The 26,124-nt window shown below is 45.0% G+C and carries 25 protein-coding genes; 9 read left to right on the plus strand and 16 right to left on the minus strand.

Annotation, left to right across the window (positions count from 1 at the left end):
• Nucleotides 1-64: 64 nt before the first annotated feature.
• Nucleotides 65-640, plus strand: coding sequence for a S26 family signal peptidase (locus O8C68_02265; protein ID MCZ7394626.1), 576 nt, complete (start codon nucleotides 65-67; stop codon nucleotides 638-640).
• Here O8C68_02265 and O8C68_02270 read toward each other — a convergent pair.
• Together O8C68_02270 and O8C68_02275 are read right to left on the minus strand one after the other, a co-directional pair.
• Nucleotides 629-1,870, minus strand: coding sequence for an ORC1-type DNA replication protein (locus O8C68_02270; protein ID MCZ7394627.1), 1,242 nt, complete (start codon nucleotides 1,868-1,870; stop codon nucleotides 629-631). The genes O8C68_02265 and O8C68_02270 overlap by 12 nt on opposite strands.
• A gap of 461 nt (nucleotides 1,871-2,331) precedes the next feature.
• The gene (locus O8C68_02275; GenBank protein MCZ7394628.1) at nucleotides 2,332-2,604 is read right to left on the minus strand and encodes a UPF0147 family protein; all 273 of its coding nucleotides are present in this window, start codon (nucleotides 2,602-2,604) and stop codon (nucleotides 2,332-2,334) included.
• Between the two features lie 93 nt (nucleotides 2,605-2,697).
• On the opposite strand from O8C68_02275, the gene O8C68_02280 reads away from it, so the two are divergent.
• Complete coding sequence (locus tag O8C68_02280) at nucleotides 2,698-3,093, plus strand: hypothetical protein (protein MCZ7394629.1); 396 nt, start codon at nucleotides 2,698-2,700, stop codon at nucleotides 3,091-3,093.
• Here O8C68_02280 and O8C68_02285 read toward each other — a convergent pair.
• From O8C68_02285 to cofC, 13 genes are all read right to left on the minus strand, one after another.
• Nucleotides 3,090-4,577, minus strand: a complete 1,488-nt coding sequence (locus tag O8C68_02285) for a hypothetical protein (protein ID MCZ7394630.1) — start codon at nucleotides 4,575-4,577, stop codon at nucleotides 3,090-3,092. The two genes, O8C68_02280 and O8C68_02285, sit on opposite strands and share 4 nt — an antisense overlap.
• Before the next feature lie 100 nt (nucleotides 4,578-4,677).
• The gene (locus O8C68_02290; protein MCZ7394631.1) at nucleotides 4,678-4,929 is read right to left on the minus strand and encodes a DUF433 domain-containing protein; all 252 of its coding nucleotides are present in this window, start codon (nucleotides 4,927-4,929) and stop codon (nucleotides 4,678-4,680) included.
• Between the two features lie 273 nt (nucleotides 4,930-5,202).
• A complete protein-coding gene (locus O8C68_02295; GenBank protein ID MCZ7394632.1) occupies nucleotides 5,203-5,373 on the minus strand; it encodes a hypothetical protein in 171 nt (56 codons plus the stop codon).
• Between the two features lie 96 nt (nucleotides 5,374-5,469).
• Complete coding sequence (locus tag O8C68_02300) at nucleotides 5,470-5,688, minus strand: YgiT-type zinc finger protein (GenBank protein MCZ7394633.1); 219 nt, start codon at nucleotides 5,686-5,688, stop codon at nucleotides 5,470-5,472.
• A complete protein-coding gene (locus O8C68_02305; protein ID MCZ7394634.1) occupies nucleotides 5,688-6,362 on the minus strand; it encodes a phosphoglycolate phosphatase in 675 nt (224 codons plus the stop codon). Before O8C68_02305 ends, O8C68_02300 begins: the two co-directional genes overlap by 1 nt.
• A gap of 38 nt (nucleotides 6,363-6,400) precedes the next feature.
• The gene (gene fae / locus O8C68_02310) at nucleotides 6,401-6,904 is read right to left on the minus strand and encodes a formaldehyde-activating enzyme (GenBank protein ID MCZ7394635.1); all 504 of its coding nucleotides are present in this window, start codon (nucleotides 6,902-6,904) and stop codon (nucleotides 6,401-6,403) included.
• Between the two features lie 62 nt (nucleotides 6,905-6,966).
• Nucleotides 6,967-7,944, minus strand: coding sequence for a DNA repair and recombination protein RadA (gene radA, locus O8C68_02315; GenBank protein MCZ7394636.1), 978 nt, complete (start codon nucleotides 7,942-7,944; stop codon nucleotides 6,967-6,969).
• A 139-nt stretch (nucleotides 7,945-8,083) separates the two neighbouring features.
• Nucleotides 8,084-9,208, minus strand: a complete 1,125-nt coding sequence (locus tag O8C68_02320) for an OB-fold nucleic acid binding domain-containing protein (protein ID MCZ7394637.1) — start codon at nucleotides 9,206-9,208, stop codon at nucleotides 8,084-8,086.
• Between the two features lie 65 nt (nucleotides 9,209-9,273).
• Nucleotides 9,274-10,170, minus strand: coding sequence for a pyridoxal 5'-phosphate synthase lyase subunit PdxS (pdxS, locus tag O8C68_02325; GenBank protein MCZ7394638.1), 897 nt, complete (start codon nucleotides 10,168-10,170; stop codon nucleotides 9,274-9,276).
• Between the two features lie 53 nt (nucleotides 10,171-10,223).
• Nucleotides 10,224-11,024, minus strand: coding sequence for a metal ABC transporter permease (locus O8C68_02330; GenBank protein MCZ7394639.1), 801 nt, complete (start codon nucleotides 11,022-11,024; stop codon nucleotides 10,224-10,226).
• A 1-nt stretch (nucleotide 11,025) separates the two neighbouring features.
• A complete protein-coding gene (locus O8C68_02335; GenBank protein MCZ7394640.1) occupies nucleotides 11,026-11,763 on the minus strand; it encodes a metal ABC transporter ATP-binding protein in 738 nt (245 codons plus the stop codon).
• Nucleotides 11,756-12,655: a metal ABC transporter substrate-binding protein gene (locus O8C68_02340; protein MCZ7394641.1), complete on the minus strand. Its 900-nt coding sequence runs from the start codon at nucleotides 12,653-12,655 to the stop codon at nucleotides 11,756-11,758. Before O8C68_02340 ends, O8C68_02335 begins: the two co-directional genes overlap by 8 nt.
• A complete protein-coding gene (gene cofC, locus O8C68_02345) occupies nucleotides 12,656-13,312 on the minus strand; it encodes a 2-phospho-L-lactate guanylyltransferase (protein ID MCZ7394642.1) in 657 nt (218 codons plus the stop codon).
• A gap of 91 nt (nucleotides 13,313-13,403) precedes the next feature.
• Here cofC and O8C68_02350 point away from each other — a divergent pair, with 91 nt between their 5' ends.
• Nucleotides 13,404-13,883: an Lrp/AsnC family transcriptional regulator gene (locus O8C68_02350; protein MCZ7394643.1), complete on the plus strand. Its 480-nt coding sequence runs from the start codon at nucleotides 13,404-13,406 to the stop codon at nucleotides 13,881-13,883.
• Nucleotides 13,884-13,887: 4 nt separating this feature from the next.
• Complete coding sequence (locus tag O8C68_02355; GenBank protein ID MCZ7394644.1) at nucleotides 13,888-15,045, plus strand: aminotransferase class I/II-fold pyridoxal phosphate-dependent enzyme; 1,158 nt, start codon at nucleotides 13,888-13,890, stop codon at nucleotides 15,043-15,045.
• A 5-nt stretch (nucleotides 15,046-15,050) separates the two neighbouring features.
• Here O8C68_02355 and O8C68_02360 read toward each other — a convergent pair whose 3' ends face one another.
• Entirely contained in the window at nucleotides 15,051-15,950 is a 900-nt protein-coding gene (locus O8C68_02360) for a hypothetical protein (protein ID MCZ7394645.1), read from the minus strand.
• A 254-nt stretch (nucleotides 15,951-16,204) separates the two neighbouring features.
• Here O8C68_02360 and O8C68_02365 point away from each other — a divergent pair, with 254 nt between their 5' ends.
• From O8C68_02365 to O8C68_02385, 5 genes are all read left to right on the plus strand, one after another.
• Entirely contained in the window at nucleotides 16,205-16,366 is a 162-nt protein-coding gene (locus O8C68_02365) for a hypothetical protein (GenBank protein ID MCZ7394646.1), read from the plus strand.
• A 59-nt stretch (nucleotides 16,367-16,425) separates the two neighbouring features.
• Nucleotides 16,426-19,776 carry an ammonia-forming cytochrome c nitrite reductase subunit c552 gene (locus tag O8C68_02370; GenBank protein MCZ7394647.1) on the plus strand — a complete coding sequence of 1,117 codons (3,351 nt, stop codon included), beginning with the start codon at nucleotides 16,426-16,428 and terminating at the stop codon, nucleotides 19,774-19,776.
• 305 nt (nucleotides 19,777-20,081) lie between these two features.
• Nucleotides 20,082-21,830, plus strand: a complete 1,749-nt coding sequence (locus O8C68_02375) for a class I SAM-dependent methyltransferase (GenBank protein ID MCZ7394648.1) — start codon at nucleotides 20,082-20,084, stop codon at nucleotides 21,828-21,830.
• Between the two features lie 90 nt (nucleotides 21,831-21,920).
• On the plus strand, nucleotides 21,921-22,502 hold the full coding sequence (locus O8C68_02380) for a protease complex subunit PrcB family protein (GenBank protein MCZ7394649.1): 582 nt from the start codon (nucleotides 21,921-21,923) through the stop codon (nucleotides 22,500-22,502).
• Nucleotides 22,483-25,983 (plus strand): S8 family serine peptidase, encoded by a 3,501-nt coding sequence (locus tag O8C68_02385; GenBank protein MCZ7394650.1) that lies wholly within the window; start codon nucleotides 22,483-22,485, stop codon nucleotides 25,981-25,983. The genes O8C68_02380 and O8C68_02385 overlap by 20 nt, the downstream gene beginning before the upstream one ends.
• Nucleotides 25,984-26,124 lie beyond the last annotated feature (141 nt).

Here is a 26,124-nt window from a genome sequence, read left to right on the forward strand (position 1 = left end):
TTTATAAACTGTATGCTTTTCAGGGGCAAGGCTTAATACACCTTCTGATGTTACCTCCGTTCTTATGGGTCTAATAGAAAAAATAAAAGAGTTCAATAAAAGCGAGAATCCCTGGGTCGGACTTTTACGGGATTTTCTCTTCGTAATCTTTGTTGTGGCAATTTTCGCTTCAGTATCCCACATTGCTTTAGGACTCTGGGCGCCCATGGTTGCGGTGGAGAGTGGCAGCATGATACCGCATATTCAAATAGGGGATATTATCTTTGTTCAGAGCAGCGACCGCACCCAGATAATAACATACGAAACAGGAAAAAATACCAATTATACTTCATTTGATGAATATGGCGATGTGATTTTATACAAACCCTATGGGAGAGAAGGGGTTACCCCCATAATCCACCGTGCCATGTACTATGTTGAAGAGGGTAAATCCATGTGGGATGGAGGACCTCCGGCTCCCTATGCAGGTTATATTACAAAAGGAGACAATACCAGAACAAACCCAGCGTATGACCAGCAGGGCAGCATAAGTTATCTCCAGCCTGTGAAAAAAGAGTGGGTGATCGGGGTGGCACGGTTTTATCGTATCCCTGTTCTGGGTTATGTTTCTATTATTCCCAGAAAGATACTAAGCATATAACTTTGTCTGGTTGGGCGGCTTATAGCGCTCAAGCGGTTTTAACCTGTAATCCTCAAAAAGAACTCGCTTTGTGCTATCAGAAGGGACACTCAGTGAGATTTCTTTAGTTCTTCCGTACCTGCCCTTGCTGACCACTGTTGCGTTCAGAATGCCCATCATGTCAAGCTCTGATATTAAATCCGTTACCCTTCGCTGCGTCAGTACCTCTATTCCGATTATCTTGCACATCTGTTTGTAAATATTGTATGCTTCGCCTGTTGTTAAGCTGCCGTCCACATTATGATCAAGAAGTACCACGCTCAATAGAATGAGTTTAGACTGGCTGGGTAATGTCCTTACAACCTCGACAACCCTGTCTATCTCTATTTTCTCCTGCGCCTGCCTGACGTGCATTTCCTGAACCTTGGGAGATTTTACACGTTCTGCAAGTTCCCCGGAAACGCGCAATAAATCAAGCGCGCGCCTGGCATCCCCGTGCTCCTGTGCAGCATACGCCGCGCATAATGGTATTACCATCTCTTCCAGCACCCCTGGCTTGAATGCCATTTCAGCTCTCTGGCGAAGTATGTCCCTTAACTGATTGGCATCGTATGGAGGAAAGATAATCTCTTCCTCCCCAAGCGAGCTTTTCACCCTCGGATCAAGGTATTCTGTAAACTTTAAGTCGTTGGTGATGCCGATAAGACTGGCTTTTGCTTTTGTTAATTCTGAATTGATCCGGGTGAGATTATAAAGCACATCATCCCCTTTAATTACAAGTTTGTCCACTTCATCCAGTATTATTATCGCAATGCGTTTATCCGAATCCAGTGCACTTTTAAGCTCACTGTAAACCTGGTCGGTCGGCCAGCCGGTCATGGGAATCTCTTTATCAAAATGCCTGGCTATGGATGCCAGCAGGCGGTACTGAGTGTCCACAACTTCGCAGTTAATATAAACTACAACACATGGTATTCCTTGTGATTCTCCTGTCCTTTCAAGCTCCCTCCCGACATGTTTCGCCACTGCGGTTTTGCCGGTTCCTGTTTTTCCATATATCAGAATATTGGAAGGTGTTTCACCCCTGAGCGCAGGAAACAGAATCGTAGCCAGCCCGTTCACCTGGTCGCTTCTGTGAGGAAGGTCGTCTGGTGTATATGTGGACCGAAGAACCTCCCTGTTCTCAAAAATACTCACTCTCGTTAACATGTCCTCAAAGATACCATTTATTGTAGCCAGTTTGCTCTCCAATCCTTCAGCCTCCAAGATACTGGAATAGAAGGAGAGGTATTAAGACTTCTGGTTCTCACCCCTTTATTTCCATTGGAGTCCATCTTTAGTGCTTACAAAATGCTGTTGAAATTCTATAGCCCGTTGTCGATTTTTTTTGCTTTTTTGGTTTTAATTCCTCTAACCAACCTGTTATCAGCCAACGTAAAACCTCCGCTTCCTGTGGAATTAATATCCTTGACCCACCCCATTATTTCGTCTGGAAAAAAATAAAATCTAATTTTAAATAATGAAAGATATAAATTAAAATCCAATGAGTCATACTTTGTACTTAACTGTATATTAATCTTTCTCTTATTAGTTAATATAAAAATAATGTATAAATAAATCAGATATAAAATTAACGTAACATGAAGAAAATCGTAACCCAAAAAAATATAAAATTTCCAGCAGAAATAACAGGGTGGGTAAACCGTCAAATATTACGATCTATCCACAGGAATAGACTCTAGCCTGCTGGACAGCCCCCAGACGAGGGTTCGTGTGTGAATAGGGACGTTGGGATCGTTGCCTATATCATCAAGGTTGGAAATTACCATTGCGGCTCTTACTGACAGGGGTTCTTTTTCATTTGAGAGTATTTTTTTGATGTTATCAGCTGTGCGCCTTATATTCCTTGGGACAGAATCATCCGTGCTTATCCTGTCAAGCACATCAATGCACTGTCGTATGACCTCGCTGGGATTTTCGGGCACAGTTATCACCAATTATTATAAAACAAAAGGGGCATATTTAGGTAGGCGCATATTTAAGTTATTGTAACAAAAGACTTTCGGTTTGGTGAATACATGTCGGGCAAAGAAGATGAAAAAATACAGAAAATCACAAAACTGCTTGAAAGAGGCGGGACTATGCTGGCAAGCCACCATGAATGCGGGGCGCCAATGTTTCGGTATCAGGGGAAAACAGTCTGTCCTGTGTGCGATTTCCAGGAAGAGGAAAAAAAAGCTGACCAGGGACATAAAAAGGACAAAAAAGAGCCAGAACCCCCTTCATCGCTAAAACCGCAAGCAGCGCAAGAAGGCGAGTACCAGACGATTAACAGGATAATTTCGAATAAAATACACGCTGTTGCTATGAATCTTGAAGCTGAGACCGACCTTGCGCGCGTCAAGGACAGGATGGAGTGCATAGAGCGGGGCATCAGGATCTTGAAATTGCTCAAGGAAGAAAAAGAAGGCTAGCCCGCAGGTTTGACCAGGGTATTTCGCATGATCAGGAGATTGTATGAAGACAGCGCCCTGTTCTCTCTCACAAGGGTACCGTATATCTCAACTATGTCGCCATATCCTGCTTCAAAGAGTTTCTTATTCCCCTCGCTTATGTGGTAAGCAGGCAGCACAGCATAGCATGGGTCGGAAGCGGTACCATCGCATACCTTGAATACATAAGTTTTTTCATCTCCAAGATTTCCTGACATGACAGAAACAACAACATTAACCCTCTTCTCAATGTGTTTTTCCAGGTTGGCAAGCCGCACGAATTTTCCCTTCGCCCGGTACGCATGTTTTGCCATGCCGTCTTTTCTCAGTATCACAGATGAGAATTTCATGTCTGTATTTATGTATCTGTAAGATTCCGCGGTTCTTGCTATCCTTTCCATAAAACCCGGAACCGCGATATCGCCGAGCTCCTGAAAACTCCAGCAGTTCTCTCCCCGGCATCCTATGCCCCAGATGAAAGTGCACGGGCTGTAGATGGTAAACCCCTTCTTGGTGAGGGCGTGCTGGGTAAGCCTGAGGGCGCTTGAAGTCTCAAGTTCGGCAGGTTCGATAATGATAATTGTGGGGTTCTTGCTACCCGAAGCGAGCCGCTCCACCACAGATGCACGCTCCCGTGGTGCGGCGCTCATCTCTGCAAGTACGTTTGAGAAGATTATAAAATCTGTCTCCTCCGGAACCTGCGCAGTTTCAAGAGGGGCATGAACAGGTTCGTTTATAGTGATATTGGCATTTTCCGCGGCAGAACCCGAGAGATAGAGGGAGGTCAGCTCCTTATAGCAATTGATATTCTCCTGCTCCTGCTCGATTGAGGCAAACCTGATATTCAATTTTACATCAATGCCCTTCTTTGAATAAATGCCAAGCAATTTGTGGAGGAAATCGAGAGTGCTGAGTGTTATCGTGCCCGGACCTGAGCCGACATCAAGAAAGCTCATTTTGTTTGTGAGCAATCCTTTTTCGAGGAGCTCGAGCAGCAAATACTGGAACTGGCAGAAATAAACAGGAAAATGATAGAGCAGATAAGAAATAATCCTGATTCCGGGATACTGTGAATCTCCCTTCCTTTTCCAGTACTCTTCCTTCTGCCTTACGATATTTTCACGAATGAGCTGCGCAGTCTTGCCGGTGTGCCAGTTTTTCCCGCAGGAGCGCTCGATATAGGATTCGATCAATTTTTCGATATGCGCGGGCAATTGCGGTTTTTTAAATGATTTCTCAAGTTCCCTGATGACTGAATCATCAGCAGGGAGCGGGGACTTCACGAGTTTGGTGCATTTATAGCGTGAATCGCAGAAGAGGTCGAGGTCGTAAAGGTGAGGTTTTAAAATCTCGTAGAGTTCTTTTTCTTCATATTTTTTGCTAAGATATAGGTTCATCTCAGAGAGCGCAAACTCGGCGCGGGAGGAGGCGAGGTATCTGGCGAGGGAGAGGATTTCGTCAGGCATAGTTCAAGAGCCCAATTTTCTGATTCGAACCGCTCCATGCGTAAAGAGGATGATATGACCATCTTTCCTGAGACGCTCCACAATTGGATTGTCTACATTCTCATCCGCCAGAAACTTCATGGACAGCCTCCGGTTGAGGATAGACTACATCAGCTCGCAATGCCTCGGCTGCAAAAGCCAAAGCTGCGTGAATCGCTTTTCGTGTCAGCCGGGGGTGAGCTTCAAGTATTTGCTCAATCGTCTCGCCAGCGGCGAGCTTCTCAAGGATGAGTTCTACCGTAATACGCGTGCCGGCTATGACTGGTTTGCCCATCATAATCCTGGGGTCTGACTGGATGATGCCTTTGTACATTATTTCACCTTATGATTTTATGATTTAAGTAATTTATAGGCTTTTGGTTCGGCGCGGGAGGAGGCGAGATATTTTGCGAGGGAGAGGGGTTCGGAGGTCATGGGTCGCTAGACGAAGAATAAAACGAACCGCAGATGAAGGCGCCCAGAGTCACGCCTCTGGAGGGCGTGTACACGTATTGCTTCGCAATACGTGGGCGCGGAGTCGAGAACCCGCAGGGTTTCGGCATTGATGAACGCAGATTTATTGAATTGGTTTGTAAAAACATGAAGTTCATTTAAACCCTTCACTACAAGTAAGCCATCTGGCCATCCGCTTTTCTACCTCTTCATGAGGTATCCCTTTACCTTCGTCAAGTTCCTTCAAACCAACATCAACTTGCCGTTTGAAAAATAACTCTTCAATTTTAGCATCGGGAATCTCTTCGGAGAGGGTTTTTATCATCTTTGACTTTGTGTTCATGTGTTTTTATTGGTTGCTATATTATTGGTTAGAACCATATTGATATTTGACCTAGCGTTAAGATTGGTATTCCTGCCACTAAGCAATCGCCGCTTCCCTCACTTTATTGACATGCACATCGAGGTTTTTAATCATATGCTGTATCATATCAACAGCATTCTCTTCAAAATAGACTTCATGGCACTGTGAACAAATCCATGCCGGTACATCATCAATCAATAAATGATAACCTGTTCCATTCAGCGTATAGGTGTTTTTCCCTTTTTTCATGTCTCCACCACAAAAATGACATTGCATCATCTTATTTCCCCTCTCTCCCTCAGATACCGCACCGCCTCCGCCACCCCCGCCCCATGCTCACCCTCCGTAACCATATCCGCAACCTTCTTCAATTCAGGATGCGCATTCCCCACAGCTACACCAAAACCAGAGGCTTTCAGCATCTCGATATCATTGGGCGAATCTCCAATAGCCACAAAATCCTTGGAACTGAGGTTCATCAGTTTGGCGATGCGCTTTAGTCCTGTGCCTTTATTGATCTTTTTACTCTTGATATGCACGGCAAAACCCGTATCCACTATCTCAATCTCCTGATACTCTTTCAAAAGTTCTCTTGCTTTCTCAACATCAAAATTCCGCCGCAATCCAATCTCGGTTTTCCTGTTTTCAGGGTCAAGCCTCTCAAGAGCGAAATGCTTTTTTAGGAACTCAAAAGCATCCTCGCACTCCTTTATATGCGTGGTATCGTATTCGACTGTGCCGCACTCCACCACGCCCCCGTTCTCGGCAATCACTATTCCTCCGGTTCCCACAAGTTTTGAGACCGCCCTCGCAAAACACAGCACATTCCCGGTAGCTATCACCACAGGCACATGCAGGCTTCGCAGTGCCTCAACCGCCCTGCAGTCAAGGCTCCTGTCCGCAAAGGTAATAGTCCCGTCAACGTCCACTGCGATTGCATTGAATTCCACAAGTATGAACTTCCTTCTCTGAGTTTTAAAAAAATAGGCTAAGCGAAGGGATGTTTAGCAGAATCCTTTCTTGCGAGGGCTTCATTTACAGAAGGTTCTTTCTCTATCGCTCTTTTTATTGCAAGCTTTGTAGCCTCGTAATTGTAGTCGTATATCTTCTGTTTATCTTCTGCATCCCAGTGGATGAATACAGAAACTATGAGCAATAAATCCTCAGCATCATTTTTATTTATTACCCCATCCTCAACACTATCCATAACGGCCTTGGCTACTGCAGCCTGCGCGGGTCCGAACATGAGTAACGCCTGGTTTGCATTTTTTATCGTTACCTTGTTTATTATAAGCGTAGATGGCTTTGGCTGTAAATTCGGTTCAAGCACAGCAAGAAGAGGCGTGTGGCCTTCCCTGGGCATTGCAAGCGAGTTCATGAATGCAGTTTCCACGGCACTCCCTTTTGTACCTATCACAAGATCAATATGTGCTACCTCGTTACCCTCGCCTGTGAGGGCTTCTCCGATCATGCTTTTCACGATGTGTACCATTTAAATCGCCCATTTCACTTAAGCACAAGACTATTTATCGGTTTCGATATCTTGCTTCATTTTTAATCCTTAAGCCCTTCCATGGTAACCGAGAATATAGCCTCGCCCTCGGGAAGGTTGGGGGAATCCACCAGTCTTGCTATCCTCTTTTCTCCCTTGGATTTTCGCAGATATAATCTGAACGTGGCAGTGTGCCCCACGATATGCCCGCCAATGGGCTTTGTGGGGTCTCCGAAGAATGCATCCGGCTTTGACATCACCTGGTTGGTCACGACTATTGCAGCATTAAACAGGTTTGCGAACTTCATCAGCTCATGCATGTGCTTGTTGAGTTTCTGCTGCCTGTCCGCAAGCGTGCCGCGCCCCACATATTCAGCCCTGAAATGCGCGGTGAGGGAATCAACCACCAGCAGGCGCACTGGTTTATCCGTGTCTTTTAATTTATTGGCAAGGTCGCTGGCGGTATCCACCAGCAGTATCTGATGATTTGAATTGTACGCTTTTGCCACATGGATGTTCTTCAGGAACTCCTCGGGGTCGTATTCCACCCCTTTTTTAGCCGATAGTCCCAGCACCATCTGTGTAATTCTTTCAGGTCTGAAGGTATTTTCAGTGTCTATTATTATCACCGACCCGGAAAGACCCCCTTCTTCGGGTGGAAGCTGCACGTTCACAGCCATCTGATGACCCACCTGCGTCTTACCCGAGCCGAACTCGCCGTAGAATTCTGTTATTGCCTGGGTCTCAACTCCGCCCCCCATAAGGTCGTCAAATGCCTTGACGCCGAAGCTGAGTTTTCCCACGAGTTTTCGCCGCTCAAGCACCTGGTCGCCTGTCTCAAACCCGCCCACGTCAGCAGCCTGACGAGCTGCATTTATTATTTTCTGGGCTGTGGACTCGCCGATTTCAGCGATGCTTGCAAGTTCAGACGACGAGGATACTGCTATGGCTTCGATAGAGCCATAACCTGCTTCCTTAAGTTTTTCTGCTGTCGCGGGACCCACGCCCGGCAAATCTTCCAACCCTTTTCTTTCTACCATGTTTCCTCCAGTGCACATTTTATTTGTTCTGGTGCACATTTTATATTTTCAAATCTTCACGCACGATTATAAACCTTCCCAGAGCGGGGTGAAAGTATTATCAATGATAATGATGAACCCCACCATTTCCACTGGAAAATTATTTTCGTATGATGTGGATTCTTGTCCTTGCACCTGCGCTCAGCTCCACTTCTTCATTCCTGCCGGATTTTGCATAGGCATCAACAATGCGTATCTCGCTTCCTATATCCAGTTCATTGACCAGCTCTGCATGTTCGCCCCACAGCACCACTTTAATTCTTCCTGACTCATCCGAAATATAGATATTCGATACCCTGCTTTTGGTGCCGTCCTTCCTCTCAAATTCCCGGATCTCATCGATTCCTGAGACATGCCCTGCCACGCTGTAAGCCTGGTTTATTCCTATGTCGGAAACTGGTGTGAGGGTTTCAGAATAGTCAACAAGAATGCTGCTCTTCACGATCCCGCTGCCCGAGCCCAGATTCAGTTCTGTCTGGTTGCTGAAGGTGTTCTCGCGTGAATAAGCATTCGTTATTTCCACTGTATCCCCTGCGTTAAAACCAGGCGCATCTGCCTTTCCATCCCAGAGCGTAAGCCTCATCTTGCCTGTATCGTCCCCGAGGGTTACGTTTGTAACTTTTCCGGCACTTCCGTCCTTGCGCGCAAAGGTGCGCATCTTTCCAATATCAAGCACCTTGCCAACGATATTCAAGCCAATCATCCCGGGCTTGATTTCACCTATCTTGAGGGGTTTTATGTTCACAGGCACTTCTTTTTCCACATGCTCGATATTCCCGCCTTTACCTACATTGACCTCAAGCCCGCGCTGCCCCTGTTTGATATATCCTTTCACTTTAAGGCTCTGACCTGCCTTTATATCCCCTATCTTCACGAGGTCGCAGGCTTCATCCCACAGCGCAGCCCTGATAGAACCGGTGTCGTCTGCAAGCGTTAGATTCACAACGCGACCTGTGGTGTCATTGTCACGCGTAAATTCTTTTATGTCGCCGATTGAGATTGCCTTTGCGATAAAGACAACATTGCCCTTATCCTCGCTCATATCCCTGATTTTTACTGTCTCGTTTAATCCAAACTCGCTTGCAACGAGCATGGCTGCGGTCTTTGAATCGCAAAGACCGTTCATCATGGTAACTTTCTCTTCTACTTTTGACCTGAATTCGTCAGGCGTGAGCTTACCTTCAAGCTTTTTGTAAACCTCTTCAATCTCCTCGAAGTCCACCATGATGTTCTGAAAAGGTTGGTTGAGATAAAAGGTTTATGGTTGCTATAATATCCGTGCGGCGGTAATTACCACCCTCGCGCCTGAAGCACTTCCTTCTCCGTAAGGCCTCGAATATCAATTCCCTTCATCGCCCCTCCAAGCCCCTTTGAAATCTCGGCAAGCACAGCAGGATTATCGTAATTATTCACAGCCTCGACAATGGCGGACGCCATCTTCTCAGGATTCTCAGCCTTGAATATCCCTGAGCCCACGAAAACGCCATCTGCGCCAAGCCTCATCATAAGCGCAGCATCAGCAGGCGTTGCAATGCCTCCTGCCGCGAAATTCACCACTGGTAATCTTTGAAGCTCGGCAGTCTCTTTCACAAGCTCAATCGGAGCTTCTATCCTGCGCGCCACCTGGATCAGCTCCTCAGAACCTTTTCCTTTCAGCTCTCTTATCGCGCCCATGATAGCCCGCATATGGCGGACAGCCTCTTTAACGTCCCCTGTCCCGGCTTCTCCCTTTGTCCTTATCATTGCAGCGCCTTCGTTTACCCTGCGTAAGGCTTCGCCAAGATCGCGAGCGCCGCACACAAAAGGTATGGTAAATCTTGTCTTGTCTATATGGAAGCTCTCGTCAGCAGGCGTTAATACCTCGGACTCATCCACCATGTCAACACCCAGCGCCTCGAGGATTTCAGCCTCAACAAAATGCCCTATCCTCGCTTTCGCCATCACGGGTATGGTGACTGAATCAATGATAGCCGCAATCACCTGGGGGTCTGCCATCCTCGCCACCCCGCCTGCTTTCCTGATATCAGCGGGCACAGCGTGAAGAGCCATTACGGCGACAGCGCCTGCCCTCTCTGCTATCTGCGCCTCCTGAGGCGTGGTTACGTCCATTATTACCCCGCCTTTTTGCATGCTGGCGAAGCCGCGTTTTAAAAGTTCAGTGCCGTGTCTTAGTTTTTCAAGCTGCATACAATGTAATTCATCCTTATAATATGAGATATTATACTTTGCGCCCTTTATATTTAACTCATATACTTTTTATAAATCATTACAATTAAAAATGTGATCACAGAGGTCAATACTATCGCTCCACCTGCTGCCAGGTTAAAATAGAAGGAGAATATCAAGCCCATCACCACCGAGAATATTGCAAAAACCATCGAGCTTAAAATTGTCTCCCTGAAATTTCTGGCAATCTGGAGGCTTGTGGCAACGGGGACAACAAGAAGGGAAGAAACAAGCAGGATACCCACAATTTTTAATGATACCACTACGGTTATTGCAGTTAATACCACAAGCAGCGTGTTCAATTTCTCCACGGGGATGCCGCTTGCTCGTGCGGCTACCTCATCAAACGTGATGTAAAAAAGTTCTTTGTAAAAAATAACCACAGCCGCGAGAGTAAATATGCCCATGCCGAGCATAACTTCAAGGTCAGTCTCGTTTACGGTAAGAATGCTTCCGAACAAATAACTGAAAAGATCCACATTGAAACCCCTTGCAAGGCTCAGGAGAACCACAGCCACAGCAAGCCCGGCAGAAAAGAATATGGCTATTGCCACATCCCCGAAAATTTTCGCCCCCCTCAGGCGGTTGATACCTATAGCGCTCAATACCGAGAATATCAGGGCTGATAAAACAGGATAAACATTTAAAAACAAACCCAGAGCCACACCCCCCAGCGCAATATGCGAAAGTCCATCCCCGATCATTGAGAGTCTTTTCAATACTATGAACGTGCCGATTGCAGAGCAGATGACCGCAATCATTACCCCTGCAATCAGTGCCCGCTGCATGAAACCGTATTGGAAGATCTCCAGCATGTTATTCTCCATGTAAGTGATGCACGAACTTCATGCCTTCCGGAGCATAGCCGAATAGTTCCTCGGGGTGGCATCCGGAGAACATCTTTTTATTGATGCAGGCGAGCCTTCCGATACGAGAACTTATATTCCCGATATCATGGGTTACAATCACCAAGGTGATTTTTTTCTCCTTATTTAATTTCTCTAAAAAATCATAGAATTCTTTTTGCCCCGCAATATCCACACCCACGGTAGGCTCATCCAGAATCAATAATTCCGGCTGGCTTGCCAGTGCCCTTGCAATGAATACGCGCTGCTGCTGGCCACCCGACAGTTCGCCTATTCGCCTTTTTTTATACTCTTTCATGCCCACTATTTCCAGTGCGTCATCAATCACCTGCAGATCTTCTTTTCCGAGGTTTTTGAAGAGCCCCTTTTTTGAGAATCTGCCCATGGAGACCACTTCAAACACGTTTACGGGAAAATTTACGTCAAAACTGAGGGCATGCTGGGGAATGTACCCTATCTTATACCAGTCCTTAAAGCGGCGTATGTCCTCTCCGAACAACTTTATTGTACCACTGGTCGGTTCAATAAGCTTAAGCATTATTTTCAGAAGTGTGGTCTTACCCGCACCATTAGGGCCTATAATTCCTAAGAATTCTCCCCGCTTTATTTCCAGGTTGATATCTTCGAGAATCCACGAAGTGTCCTGCTTGAAACTTACACCCGTCATTTCAATGATATTTTCATCCATTCTCCGCCTCAAGTGCCAATTTAAGATTTTTCACATTATCCTGCATTATAGTAAGGTAGTTCTCACCTTGCTTGATTTGAGCTTCAGAAAGCCCTTCTATCGGATTGAGCACCAGCGTTTGTGCCCCAGCCTCGTTTGCAATAGTTTCAGATAGCTTTGGGCTTACTAAAGTCTCAAAGAAAATGTATTTAACCTTATTCTCCCGTGCAACCCCAACTATCTCGGCAATCTTTGCAGGGCTGGGCTCGATATCAGGCGAGAGCCCGGCAATTGCGATCTGCGTTAAACCGTACCTTTTTGCAAAATAGCCAAATGCACTGTGAGAAGTTATGAACACCTTATTCTTGGCAGGAGCTAATTCTTTTGATATCTGAGCATCCAGGGCATCTAATTCCTGTTCGAGTGCGGCGGTATTGGCTCTGTAATAATCGCTATTCTTTGGGTCTGTTTTAATAAAAGCCTTCTCAATAGCTTCTACCTGGTGTTTTGCCAGCACCGGGTCAAGCCAGATATGGGGATCAGGCGTCCCCCCTTCTTTAATTAATTCAATCCCTTCGCTTGAATCCACGACAATCAATTTCTGGGATTCTGTCTTTGTTATAATTTTATCAACATAAGGTTCAAGCCCAGCGCCATTATAAACAAATATCTGGGCGGACTCTATTCTGATAATATCCTGTGGACCTGGTTCCCAGTCATGCGGCTCTGCGCCCGCAGGAACCAGTATCGATACATCGGCTTTTTCACCCCCTATCCGCTTTGAGAATTCATAGAGGGGATAGAAAGTGGTAACGACATTGATCTTTTCGCTTGTTTCATTTGCCTTTTGCTGCCCGATGCACCCTTCCGCTATTGAGGCAATTAAAATAAAAATGATTATTAATTTTTTCATCTATCCCTCAGGGACGTTTTTGTTCCTCTTAACTCCGACACGTCCCTCATTTTCCAGAAGACTGAACCCAAGTTTTTTTAAGTAATGCGCAGCCTCCCCTTTTCCATGGATCAGAACCTCTGCAAGGTCTGCGACTTCATCGATATCGGTGCTAAGGTTGAAGGAATCAAAAACCGAAATCTCAAGATTGTTCTTGCGTGCAATTTCAAGGTGTTTCAAGAAACTCACACCGTAATAATCCACACGGAAGCTTTCAGGATCGCGGATAAATAAGGCATTGGTTCCACCCATCCTGCCAGGAGCAATCACAATATCAGCATGCGAGGAGGCAATATCCCCGAGGTTATCTGTTGAAACAAGCGGTATATCTGCCATTATTATCAGAACAGGCTCGTTTATTTTATGCAAAGACATTTTTTGAAGGTATTCGTTCAGGGCTTCATTCAATCCCTTATAGGTCAGCACGACATTGGTGCCTTTAGCTTCGATGATAGAGGTGGATAATATATCAACCACCCCAAAACACCCGGAGCCAAGCAATGCCTCTGCCACGTCATTGAGCATTGCCATCGCAAGTCCCTCGCGTTCTTTTTGAGAGAGCAATGCTCCCAATCTTGATTTGGCATTGCTCTTCTTGAATGGGATGACGGCTCTCATATCCCCTAAAAGACAAGGTATACCAATAAAAAGCTTTGGAAACACAAAACCTATTAACCCTTACAACATAGAAAAGCCGCGAGGCATAATAATGAAAGAAATACTGGAGATACTGGAGAGCAATCCGAGAATCACGCCCAGAGAAATCGCAGCTCTGACCGGAATGACGGAAGCAGAGATAGCCTCAAAAATCAAAGAGATGGAAAAAAAGGGGATAATAAGAAAATACAAGACCGTAATCGACTGGGAAAAGGCGGGCGAGGAATATGTGTACGCTATTATAGAGCTAAAGGTGGCGCTTCGCTCAAGGACAGGCTATGATGCCATCGCTGAGAGGATTGCAAAGTTCCCGGAAGTGAGGTCGGTAAGGCTTATTTCAGGCGACCACGACCTCTCCCTCACAGTGAGGGGTAAGTCCATGAAGGACGTAGCTTTCTTTGTGGCGGAGAAAATAGCAACGCTTGAGCAGGTGCAGGGAACTGTAACGCATTTTGTACTGCGCGCATACAAAGAAGACGGAGATGTACTGTTTGAGAAAGAACGCTCAGAACGCCTTGCTGTATCACCGTGATGCCATGTCGGAATTCGTATCAACAAGAGTAAAAAACATTCCTCCCTCAGGGATAAGGAAATTCTTTGATCTCGTGCTTGAGATGGATGGGGTTATATCACTCGGGGTGGGAGAACCCGACTTTGTAACACCATGGCATATAAGGGAGGCGTGCATCTACTCGCTTGAGAAAGGTTTCACTTCATACACCTCGAACTACGGACTTCTCGAACTGAGGGAATTGATCTCAGAATGCTACAGGAAGGACTACAATGTCGATTATAATCCAAGGAACGAGATTCTTGTTACGACAGGCGTAAGCGAGGCTGCTGACCTGGCATTCAGGGCAGTGACAAACCCAGGGGATGAGGTTATAATCCCCGAGCCATGCTATGTTTCCTATAAACCCAGTGTTTCTCTGGCAGGTGGAAAACCTGTTCCTGTACCCACGTACGAGGAGGATGAGTTCAGGGTCACAGCAGACCAGATAAAGAAGAGCATCACAGCTAAAACTAAAGCCCTTGTTTTGAGTTATCCCAATAATCCCACGGGTGCGGTCATGGGGAAAAAAGACCTTGAGGAGATAGCAGATGTCGTGAATGAAAACGACATCGTGGTAATCTCGGACGAGGTTTATGGCAAACTGACCTACGATGGCGTTCATACCTGTTTTTCCTCGCTCTCCGGGATGAAGGAGAGAAGCATAATTTTAAATGGATTATCTAAATCACATGCCATGACCGGATTACGCATCGGCTTTGCCGCGGGGAACGTGGAGCTTCTCGAAGCAATGACGAAAATCCATCAATACACCATGCTCTGCGCCCCAATTACAGCCCAGATGGGGGCAATAGAAGCATTGAAAAATGGAGATGGCGAAATGCAGAAAATGGTCAGGGAATACGACAGGAGAAGGCGTTTAATTGTAAATGGTCTTAACAAGCTCGGGCTTATTTGCTTCGAACCAAGAGGTGCTTTCTACGCTTTTCCCTCCATAAAAAGCACCGGTATTACCTCAGAGGAGTTTGCAGGCGCCCTTTTAAAAGAGCAAAAGGTGGCTGTTGTACCTGGTGATGTGTTCGGTGAATGCGGCGCAGGGTATCTGAGGTGCTCTTATGCAACCTCGCGCGAGGAATTGATCGAGGCTCTTGGCAGAATAGAAGCTTTTATTGAAAAACTCTAAGCTTTTCAAAACTTTTCAAGCTCGTTTGGATGAGCCAGAAGCTCGTTAAAGTAAATTTTTTTATCGGTTCTGGTCATGTATAAACGAACCCACCAGAGCGTGGTAAGAGGGGCGATGATTAAAACGCTGACCAAGATTATCAGAAGCCAGATAAAGTTCATGCCAAAAATAGCGCCAAGGATAACCAGCCCGATTATTGGTACAGCTGATACTATAAGGATAATCAGCCAGAGCAGGAATACATCGAACTTTTGCTTGGTGAAAAAGTTATAACCTGCTATTATTCCATCCACAGGTCCAAGGCTTTCCACAACCAGAGCATAGCTCGCGAGAGCAAGAACTATGCTAAGAATCACCGCATAGATTATCCAGACCAAAACTCCTATCATAAACAACAGTATTGAACTCGTATCAGACGATAATATGTTGCCTCTATCAGCACTGAGTGCTCCGGGCACAAGGAACACTACACCCGCGAAGAGGAGCAGCCCTATCAGAATCTCGGCAAGATAAAGATTAACCACGTTCTTCTTTCCATATTCCAGCATGGATGAAAGATTCAAGGTTCCTGTTTCTGTGGCTTGTTTTGCCATTCCTATAGCACCCGCTGTGAAGAACGCCTGGAAAAACAAAGAAATTAGAATAAATAAAATGACCATAATGGCGATCTCAAAAATATGACGGCTTATCAGAGGGAGAATTGTTGAAATAATCTGTTCAGGACTTGCAGTTTCATTAAGAGATGATAGATTTGACCCAAGAATATAAGAAAATCCAACAGAAAAAAACAAAAAATCCATTATGCGAGAAACAAATAAATTGACCACAAAAGGAACACACAGATTGAGATTCTTTGTGTATGTTTCAAAGCCGTTACTTATGATTTTTCCAGTATCTTCCACCATTTTCATCCCTCCTACATTATCTTATTATTTATTAATGTAACCTTTTAAAAAAAATATACATGCCGAATTGTTGGGAGAGGTATTATGGAATGTATGTCCCCAATCTCCAACACTGACGCAGTTTAAGTTGAGATGATTAATAATTACATCATGCAAAGTATTAAATATAGCATGTAACAAAGAAAACCTGCAAGAAAACGTGGACTGTACACGTGGAGTATTCGCGATAAATAGATAGGATAGGAGAATATTGTATGGGCTCTGTGAGAATGGCTGGAAATGGAAGCTTGGTGCCAAACACTTCGATAACAGTACTTGTTGCCGGAACGGGCACTCCGTCTCCATCGCCGACAAAGAAGGCACAGGCATTTGAATTTGTCTTAACAATAGCTATACTCTCAGCGGCTTGGGCATAAAGAGAAGATGAGCAATATTTATCAGGTTATTAAAAAATAAAAAGAATTAGGAGAAAAAAATGATTAAAAAATCAATCATAACAGGAATAGGAATAATAGTCCTGCTGATGCTGACAGGAAGTAGTCAGGCAACACCTGCCTTTTTTACAGTGTCGCCACCACCCGATTGTTCTTTCTGTCACAAATCGGATCTTTCTTTGAAGCCAGCAGGGATATTTTTCAACGCAACACATCGTTTCAATGGCACTGGCACTGACTTGCCTGAAACCGTGGCAAGCTGTACAACATGCCATGTGAAAATTATCGCGCCATCGGATTTTTCGTTAACTTCTACGGGCCAGAGTTATAATAAAACCCATAGATACAATGATACCACACTTGCATCAGCAAGGCTTGATCAGCCTGGATGTTATAACTGCCATGTCGATGTTATCGGAGGAAATTTCAATTTCCTTACAGGCACACCGACTTACCTGACATCAACAGTATGCGTAAACTGCCACAAGGCAAAGTACGATAAATGGACTAACACATTGCATCGTGTTATGTTAACGCCAGCAAATAAAGCTCAGGCAATGAATCTTCCAACTCCGCCAGGTTATAGCTGGGGTGACATAGGCTATGTAGTTGTTAGCAAATTCTCATTTTTATATATGAACACAACTGGATATTGGCTTGCTCAGAGCAATACATATGATACTGAAACTAAGACATGGGGAACTGGTGAAACACCCTCTGCTCCATACGGCACCTGTGCAAGATGCCATACTACTGGCTGGAATACAAACGCCAAGATATTACCAGGCATTAGTGGAACCTTTAGCGAGCCGGGAATTGCCTGTGAGAGATGTCATGGACCGGCAGGCAACGGGCATCAGGTAGTTGTTAATTATTCTGCAAAATTATGCGAGGAGTGCCATAGCGGTTCCAATCATGGAACAGGCTATGATACAGGAAGCGGCGAACATTCGCCACCTGCAGCTGAAAACGGCACAAGTTGTATGCAATGCCATTCGCCGTTTGATCAATATAAAAACCCGAGTGTGCCATTAGCAAACACTATAGCTGTAACATGTGGTGTGTGCCACAATATCCACAATATGACGGATAACAAATACGCAGACACATTCTCAAATGGTAATTTCGTTGCAGACACATGGTCTGAGGTCGCAAATGCGAATATAGGTTTCTTCAATGCAACTGCTTCACTTGCAGCAGGCACAGATATCATCGATACCCTTAGTACACCTGCCCTGTTATATCCCGGAACGGATACCAGCAGGAAAGATGCAAGCTATGGTACTGCACCAATAAATGTCACAGGTCCTGTATCTGAAGTATTGTGCTCAAAGTGCCATTACAGGCATGGGTTAGCCCATACGGCAGGGGTTAATCTTACGCATTCCAGAATGAACTACCCACAAAGTAAATGGGCAACCTGTACGGACTGCCACATGAAAGGTACAAACGCAACAGTGGGTAAAGATATGATGAAGAATCATGCGAACACCATCTTCGACTTCCTGAATTCGCCCAACAGCGCATCGGCTGATCCGGCAAACTCATGCGGCGGCACCACACAATGCCATACTGCAAGCTCTCAGAGCCTGAGTGCGAGTTCACATTCAATTGTTCCAATCTTTAATGGATGGAATGCAAGCGCACACAACGACAAGGTTGTTTCAATTGGAGGAGCCATTGGTAACCATTTCTTTGGTACTTTCAACGCAACCACAGGCTACGGTAGTCCGCAACCAAATACCTGTTTGCAATGCAAATCTCCGCAGAACTGGAACCCTGCGAACAAGGACAATATTACCAAAATACCACTGACTGATTTCCATGGTGTTACATGCATGGTTTGCCATAACATCCACGACATGGGCGACTGGCTCAAAAAGACCCAGGCTAAGTACGGAGTGGCAAAGGCGTATGGATTTTATAATAAGACCGCAATTATAACAGCAACGGACGCAAAAGGCGTGCCAACCAGGTACCAGGCAGCCTATACAATGATGGATAACACAACAATGCTATGCGGCAACTGCCATACCAACATAAGAGCAGGCAATACAGGACCTGGATGGGCAAGTGCTACTGCTACTACCCCAACAAGCCCACATGGTGTCCCGGCAGCGGATGTGTTCGCCGGCTCATGGAAGCAGACAGGCTTGTTGAATTTCGAGTGCATTGATTGCCACATGGCAACAATGACAACAGACTCGAACGGAAACGTACTGCCTGACAGCCAGAAGGTGGGAGGGCATTCCTTCAAGATTAACGCGACTCTACTGCAGAACAAAACAGACTCAAACGGAAACCCAGAGTGCTCAAGCTGCCATGTAGCAATAACTGCAAGCACAAAAACTGCAAGCAAACCTGGCAATCTGACCGTCCTGTTCACCCCCCTTGGCAATGTAAGCCAAACCATCGCGGGTATACAGGCAAAAACCCATGCTAAGTGGAATACCACCAACGCAACCGTTATAAGTGCGTTGAATACAATTAAAGCCTATAACGGTGAGAAGAACCTGAGCCGAACTCTGATTGCCCAGGCTTACTGGAACGTGCGATTGGTGTCATCAGACTTAAGCTGGGGCGTACACAATCCAACAAAGGTAAACGGGCTGCTCGATGATGCAGTAAGTCTGGCAAACCAAGCCACAGCAGCAATTGCAACACCAGCACTGGTATCTTCCATCACGCCGACCAGCAGGAATGCAGTGGTAGGCAAACCGGGGACGATATTCATGTCAGTGATTAACGGCGGCACAGCGATAGCCACAGGCGTGACCATAACGCAGGCATCAAGTTTGCCTGTAACTGTAAGCTATCAGCAGTGGAACGGTGTATCGTTCACAGGTTCACCAAATACACCTGTAGACATACCCGCTGGCAGCACGGCTAACTTCGTGCTGACCATCACTCCAACTGCAGCGTTCGGTACATCATCGGTGACATACAACGTGGCAGGCACTAATACAGCACCTGCTCCGATAAGCGGAGTGAACACTCTTACAATGTCAGCAAGTACTGGGACTCCTGCAGATGTTATCATGATGTCCACAAATCTGAATGTACAGACAGCGGTTAACACACCAACAGCATTAGCAGTAGCTACATCGAATGTCGGCGCCACTGCAACAGGTGTAAGCCTTAATGTGGTCGTGCCGTCTTCGATAACAGGGCTGGTATATCAGGTGAACCAGACCAATCCAACAACCGGAACCATCATAGGTCCGGCGACAGGATTGACCATTAACGCTGGCGCACAGCCGAGCTTTGCGGTATTTCTGACACCAACACAGAAGATAGCGCTGGATCTTGTGAACAACAGGATAACGCTGCAGTTAAAGGATGGCAGTGGCAACGTAATCGGAGCCCAGTCAGTGGCAATATCCACAACGTAAAAAGACACAATGCAGTGAGAGAGGTGTTTATGAAAATAAACACCAGCTCTTTTTTTTATTTTTAATTCCGTCAATTAAAGTCTTTTTCTTAAAATAAACGCACCTATCACTATAATTGCCTGATTATTCAAAATAGCAGAATCACATTAAGTTAGTGCAAAATAGAAAATTAGGGCTTGATGGGTAGCTATAAAAACAGTGCGTGAAGTACTGTTTTGGAATCTATGAAAGTACTATCTCTGCATGGTTCTGAATACTCTAATAGCTCTGGCAATGTTGAAACGCAGGAGCGGGATTGGGTAGTATTGAAGCCAGACCAGGATTCATCAATATCCTATGATGTTGCTCTTGAAATGATTGGGACATATAGTCTGCAAGTAAAAACCCTGGCAGGTTTAGAAGAAACCCTGCTGTTCGGAGGAAGCGTTTATTTTGATAATAAATTTGTGGGATATATAAAGGTTCATCGCAGCTACGGTACAAACAACATGCTTGTCAGTGAATTTATATTGGATATTACAACCAGAGGAAGGCATACGATAACGATTTCTAATGAAGTCGGGAGAAAAAAATATGGTAAGGAACCACGCAGGCTGCATTTAAGGGTAATGGAAATTTCAATAGAATTAGTTATAGGGATTAAATCAGTAATTAACAATCCCGAAATGTTTGCGCTGCATGAGAAGTGTCGTGGGACTTTTGATACGCACACAGAAATGGGCATATTGAAAAGAATATTGCATAAAGAAAAGCCACCAGCCCATAAAAGTGAAGATAAACTCACGAGATATATAAAAAAAGTAGTAGCTCTGCATGGTTCTGAGTACTCTGATAGCTCTGGCAATATAGAAAAGCAGGAGCGGGATTGGGTGGTGCTGCATCCAGATCAATACTCATCTGTATCCTATGATATTATCCTTGATATGGTTGGAACATATCTACTGCACATAAAAACCCTTGCCGGCTCTCAAGAAACCCTGCTGTTCGGAGGCAGCGTCTATTTTGATAATAATTTCGTTGGAGCTATAGGAGTCCATTGGAGCAATGGTAAAAATATCACGCTTGACAATGAATATGTATTGGATGTAGCGACCAGAGGACGGCATAGCATAACGATATCTAATGACGTCCGGAGAAAAAATGGTAATGAGGTAAAAAGGCTGCACCTAAGGGTAATGGAAATTTCAATAGACGCAGGCACAGGGTTTAAGTCAGTAATTAACAATCCTGAAAGGTTTGGGGTGACTGAAAATTTTATCGAAATTCTTGAGAATTATCTATCAGGATTAAAAGGCATAGGAAACGGACGGTTGTATGAAGATAGTTTCATGGCACACTTGAGTGTGGATCAATTTAAAATATATACAGATTATATAAATAAATTTAAAACCATTTCTGGATCTACTATCTTAGAACTTGGTTGTGGGTCTGGTGGAAGCTTGCCACTGTTGGAATCATTAGGAACAAAGGTGGTCGGCATTGAAATTGACCCAAGTTTAATTAAATTGACAAACTCTCGTATTAAGGCATTGAAAAATGCATACTGCGTCCAAGCTGATGGATTTTATCTTCCCTTTCAGGATGGGATTTTCGATATATGTATATGTTCTCATGTATTAGAGCATGTTCCAGACCCTCATAAAATGGTTGAAGAGATAAACCGGATTTTAAAGGTTGGCGGCATAGCTTTAATCGAATTCCCAAACCGCCTGTATCCAATAGAACGTCATGGGAATCTGTTCTTAATGCCGTACCTTCCTTTAAAGGTCGCTAAACTTTATGCAACAATCCTAGGCGGTATGTGGTTTATATCTGATGAATATAAATCACGGCTGTATGTGATGCACTTATTGAAGGGCGAATATTCATATTTTTCTATTAAAAAAATTATTAAGAATTTACCATTTACAATTTGTGATGTAAATCCCATCGACAGGCTTGTGCTTGATATGCCTGTGTTTCAAAAATATCCTTATAAACTGAAAAGCCTTCTTTCATTACTAATTTCTCGCAATGTTACAATTATAGTGAGGAAAGATTCGAAGCATTATTAAGCTTGAAACCCAATAATAAATTGCTTAAGATGAATTACCAGCAAAACATAGTGAGGTTTTGCAACTTGTATTGTTCAGGAAAAACGGAGCATGTTAAAAATAGTGAAAGTGATTGATGAACTCCATCAGCCAACAATAATATTATTGACTGCTGCAATTACGGTGCTCGCCTCACTGTCAGGATGTGTAACCCAACCACAAGAGAAACTGCAGGTCAATCCAGAGATAGATTTGAATCCGCTTGGAGGATTTTCAGGTAAATCTGAGGAAATCTTCATCGTACTCAATGGCAGCATTCCTGAAGTTAAGGAACGCCTGAACAGTATTGTTATAAAAAAAGCCCTTCAGCCCTCTGCTTTTTCAGTCAATGACGCCCTTAATTTCGTAGTGTTCAGGGGCGTTTTCAGTACAAGCGGGTACGGAATAGCGATAGATAGGGTGGAGAAACAAGGAAATGAGTTTGCCGTCTTCGCCAATTACACAGACCCTGGAAAAGGGATGGTAGTGGCGCAGGTGATCACGCAGCCCACTGTAATAATACCCATCGGGAAACTGGGAAAAGGGAATTATAAGGCATCCTTAAAAGTGACGAAGGAAGTTGAGGATAAAGAAGGCAGGAAGGTAATTGAAACAGAAAAGGAGTTGAAGAACATTGAGTTCAGCGTCGAATAACCTGTTTATAACTCTAATTGCCTGCTTATTTGTAATCAGTATTGCTTCAGCCAAGCCTGCTCAAACCGATATTGGCTTAAATGAACATGGCTTCTCCCTTTCCAGAGCGGATGGAAATATAAGCCACAATCTTGGGCTGAAAATTGCAAATTCAAAACCTGAAGACCAGATACCTGTAATTGTTTTCATGAAAAAACCTGATAAAATCAAGACTTCAAAGACAAAACTTTTGTCTTTACTCTCATCGGCAGTAGAATCCGGTGGTGGGAAGGTAGGGCGCAGGTATAACATCGTAGATGCATTTTCAGCAAAAATGCCCGCTTCAAGAATTTCCGAACTGTCAAGAATGCCCGGAGTTGAAAGAATATACTACGATGAAATCGTGTCGCTTCCGCCGCAGCCTTCAGAAAAAAGTATTCTACAGACAAATTCCACACAGACCATAGGAGCAACCTATGTGTGGAATACGTTTGGGTACACAGGGACAGGAATCAAAGTCGCGATTATAGATTCAGGCATAGACTACAATCATCCCGACCTTGGCGGAGGCTTTGGTCCTGGAAAAAAAGTGGCGGATGGAATCAACTTTGTGAATAATAACCCTCCTCTCGATGATTTTGGGCACGGCACGCATGTGGCAGGAATAGTGGCGGCAAACGGCATATTAAAAGGTGTGGCGCCGAATGCAACTCTATTCGCGGTCAAAGTATGTGACAGTTCAGGCTCTTGCGGTACTTCAAACACAATCGCAGGGATCGACTGGAGCATAGCCCACGGCGCCAACATAATAAGTATGTCTCTTGGAGGTTCCACTCAGCCAAACGATGAATTCGCAGATGTGACAACTATTGTATCCGACGCTGCTGTTGAAAAAGGCGTGGTAGTGGTAGTGGCAGCGGGGAATGAAGGACCTGGCACAGATACAATAGGCGCTCCTGGCTCTGCCAAGAAAGTGATAACAGTTGGCGCTTCAGACAGCAACGACACCATAGCCTCATTCAGCAGCCGCGGTCCTTCTGCTTTTGGCAGGCTCGATCCCGATGTCGTTGCTCCTGGTGTCAGCATAAACTCCACAGTTCCAACAGGCGCATGTGAACTCTGTGCCCCCTCTGGCTATAAAATTGAGTCCGGTACTTCCATGGCGACGCCGCATGTTTCCGGGGCTGCAGCTCTTCTTCTTCAGAAAAATCCAGCACTTACACCGGCACAGGTTCGAGATATCCTGATGCATACCTCAAGCAATCTTGCAGCTTCAAATTCTCATGTATTCGAGAAAGGGGCAGGAATAATAAACCTCACAAACGCATTCACGTACAACATCAGCGCAAGCATCAACGGAGATGACAGATGGGAAGAGAGCGTAATTCCTGGTTTCAGTACGATTGGAACGATGGTATTGAACAACAATAACTCATATTCCGTAAATTTTAGCTTTTCCCTCGAGGCGATGACCGACCTTGAAAAATTTAACACCATTCCTATATCAAGCTTTAATCTCCCCGATTACGTGATTATAGATGCAGGCAGCAGCAAAACCATCAACATCACCTTTACTCCCCCTGCTGGAGTAAAATCTGCAATATACGGGACTACCTTGGTAGTGGCGAACTCAACCGCCGGAACGCTCAGAATCCCGGTGGTTATTACAATACCACAGATGGGCAGCGGTTCTATTCAGGGAACTGTAGATGATGGTGCTACTACGTCATGTATTAATAACCTTTTTTGCGGTGACTGGATTTACTACAAATTGAAATCATACAACGGCACAACGCTGAAGGTCAATCTTAACTGGGCAGACAGTGCCAGCGACCTTGATTTGTATCTTTTTGCGCCGAATGGCGATCTGGTGGATCTTTCAGAACAAAACTCGGGTGTCTCAGAGGTCGTGACCCTCAATAACATGGTGTATGATGAATACTGGGTGGCAGTGCATGCATTTTCCCTGAGCGGCAGCGTGGGTTACAATTTGAATGTATTATATCCTACAGGAACAAAAGGAAACCTTGCGGTAAATCCATCGTCCCTGCAAAGTGTTGTAGCAGGTAATGAAGTTAAGAATTTTACATTCTCGATAACCAACGATGCCACTGCAAAGCCGAATCTGAATCTGAGTGTTAAAAAACTGATGCCGGGCGGGAATAACTTTTCAAGCGGCACTATAAACAACACCGATTCACTTTATTCGCTTGCATGGGATGCCGGTTCAAGCGGGATTAATCTTAAGAATACGCGGTACATGAATGTGACCCTGCAGTGGGTGAATCCTGCAAATGATCTTGATTTAGTACTTGGGTATTGCACTGGGTATTGCCCCACCGAAACCCAATTTAATCTGACCCGCTTTGCATCAACACACAATAATCCGCAGCTTAATCAGCCGTGGGAGAAACTAGAAAATGTCGATATCCAGGATTACCTCAAGACCTTTCCTGATTTTGGGGTATTTATTAAAAATGCTGGAAACCCTGAGACATATAATCTTACAATCAACTTTACAGATATTGCTCCGTGGAGCGGAGCAGCGGTGAACCAAACCCCGATTTCACTGAGTCCTGGACAAACACGGCAGGTAAACGTTACGATAAACGGTTCCCAACTAACTCAAAACGTAACCGACCTCTTATTTGCGATCCAGGATTCGACAGAGGATTATGCAGAGGTTCCAATTAGAATAAATTTAAATAATGCATCAGCTAATGCAGCGCCCACTCCAAGTCCTACCCCAACGCCAACTCCTGCACCCATGCCATTACTGGTATCCTCCATAACCCCAAACAGCAGGAATGCGCAGGTAGGCACTCCAATAACGATATTCATGTCAGTGATCAATGGCGGAACAGCCACAGCGACTGGTGTGAGTGTATCACAGGCACCACCGCTGGAACCCGCAACCGTAAGCTATACGCCATGGAACGGAACAGCATTCACAGGTCCAGCAAACACACCAGTGAACATACCCGCTGGCGGCACGGCTAACTTTGTGCTGACAATCACTGCAACGTCAGCGTTCAGTAGTTCGCCGATGACATTCAACGTGTCAGGCACCAATGCAGCAGCAGCCCCGATAAGTGGAGTAAACACGCTGACCATATCAGGAAGCCTTGTACAGTTGCCGGATGTCATCATGATATCCACAAACCTGAATGTAAGCACAGCGGTCAACACACCAACGTTCTTTGCAGTAGCTACATCGAATGTCGGAGCCTCTGCAACCGGTGTAAGTCTTGTCGTGACTGTACCGTCTTCGATAACAGGACTGGCAACCCAGGTGAACCAGACAAATCCAGCAACCGGAGCCATCATCGGTCCGGCGACAGGAGTGACCATCAACGCTGGTGCACAGCCGAGCTTTGCGGTGTTCCTGACACCAACACAGCCGATAGCCTTCGATCCAACAAACAACAGGATAACGCTGCAGTTAAAGGATGGCAGCGGCAACGTAATCGGAGCCCAGTCGATAGCATTATCCACAACATAAAATACAATGCAGAGGAGTGTTTATGGGCGAGATAGAAGAAAACACAATGCATTTACTACATTTTTGTTAGATTTCCTGATATCTTATCGACCCTGTTTGCAATATCCAATGTGATCTTGAAATAAACACCATTTTTTATTT

The organism is Candidatus Methanoperedens sp. (genome assembly GCA_027460525.1).
Taxonomy (GTDB): Archaea; Halobacteriota; Methanosarcinia; order Methanosarcinales; family Methanoperedenaceae; genus Methanoperedens.

Excerpts from the sequence above, each read along its gene's own strand:
- O8C68_02265 (MCZ7394626.1), top strand. The coding sequence starts at position 65 with ATGGGTCTAATAGAAAAAATAAAAGAGTTCAATAAAAGCGAGAATCCC.
- O8C68_02280 (MCZ7394629.1), top strand. The coding sequence starts at position 2,698 with ATGTCGGGCAAAGAAGATGAAAAAATACAGAAAATCACAAAACTGCTT.
- O8C68_02285 (MCZ7394630.1), bottom strand. The coding sequence starts at position 4,577 with ATGCCTGACGAAATCCTCTCCCTCGCCAGATACCTCGCCTCCTCCCGC.
- O8C68_02290 (MCZ7394631.1), bottom strand. The coding sequence starts at position 4,929 with ATGTACAAAGGCATCATCCAGTCAGACCCCAGGATTATGATGGGCAAA.
- O8C68_02295 (MCZ7394632.1), bottom strand. The coding sequence starts at position 5,373 with ATGATAAAAACCCTCTCCGAAGAGATTCCCGATGCTAAAATTGAAGAG.
- O8C68_02300 (MCZ7394633.1), bottom strand. The coding sequence starts at position 5,688 with ATGCAATGTCATTTTTGTGGTGGAGACATGAAAAAAGGGAAAAACACC.
- fae (MCZ7394635.1), bottom strand. The coding sequence starts at position 6,904 with ATGGTACACATCGTGAAAAGCATGATCGGAGAAGCCCTCACAGGCGAG.
- radA (MCZ7394636.1), bottom strand. The coding sequence starts at position 7,944 with ATGGTAGAAAGAAAAGGGTTGGAAGATTTGCCGGGCGTGGGTCCCGCG.
- O8C68_02320 (MCZ7394637.1), bottom strand. The coding sequence starts at position 9,208 with ATGGTGGACTTCGAGGAGATTGAAGAGGTTTACAAAAAGCTTGAAGGT.
- pdxS (MCZ7394638.1), bottom strand. The coding sequence starts at position 10,170 with ATGCAGCTTGAAAAACTAAGACACGGCACTGAACTTTTAAAACGCGGC.
- O8C68_02330 (MCZ7394639.1), bottom strand. The coding sequence starts at position 11,024 with ATGCTGGAGATCTTCCAATACGGTTTCATGCAGCGGGCACTGATTGCA.
- O8C68_02335 (MCZ7394640.1), bottom strand. The coding sequence starts at position 11,763 with ATGGATGAAAATATCATTGAAATGACGGGTGTAAGTTTCAAGCAGGAC.
- O8C68_02340 (MCZ7394641.1), bottom strand. The coding sequence starts at position 12,655 with ATGAAAAAATTAATAATCATTTTTATTTTAATTGCCTCAATAGCGGAA.
- cofC (MCZ7394642.1), bottom strand. The coding sequence starts at position 13,312 with ATGAGAGCCGTCATCCCATTCAAGAAGAGCAATGCCAAATCAAGATTG.
- O8C68_02350 (MCZ7394643.1), top strand. The coding sequence starts at position 13,404 with ATGAAAGAAATACTGGAGATACTGGAGAGCAATCCGAGAATCACGCCC.
- O8C68_02355 (MCZ7394644.1), top strand. The coding sequence starts at position 13,888 with ATGTCGGAATTCGTATCAACAAGAGTAAAAAACATTCCTCCCTCAGGG.
- O8C68_02360 (MCZ7394645.1), bottom strand. The coding sequence starts at position 15,950 with ATGGTGGAAGATACTGGAAAAATCATAAGTAACGGCTTTGAAACATAC.
- O8C68_02365 (MCZ7394646.1), top strand. The coding sequence starts at position 16,205 with ATGGGCTCTGTGAGAATGGCTGGAAATGGAAGCTTGGTGCCAAACACT.
- O8C68_02370 (MCZ7394647.1), top strand. The coding sequence starts at position 16,426 with ATGATTAAAAAATCAATCATAACAGGAATAGGAATAATAGTCCTGCTG.
- O8C68_02380 (MCZ7394649.1), top strand. The coding sequence starts at position 21,921 with ATGTTAAAAATAGTGAAAGTGATTGATGAACTCCATCAGCCAACAATA.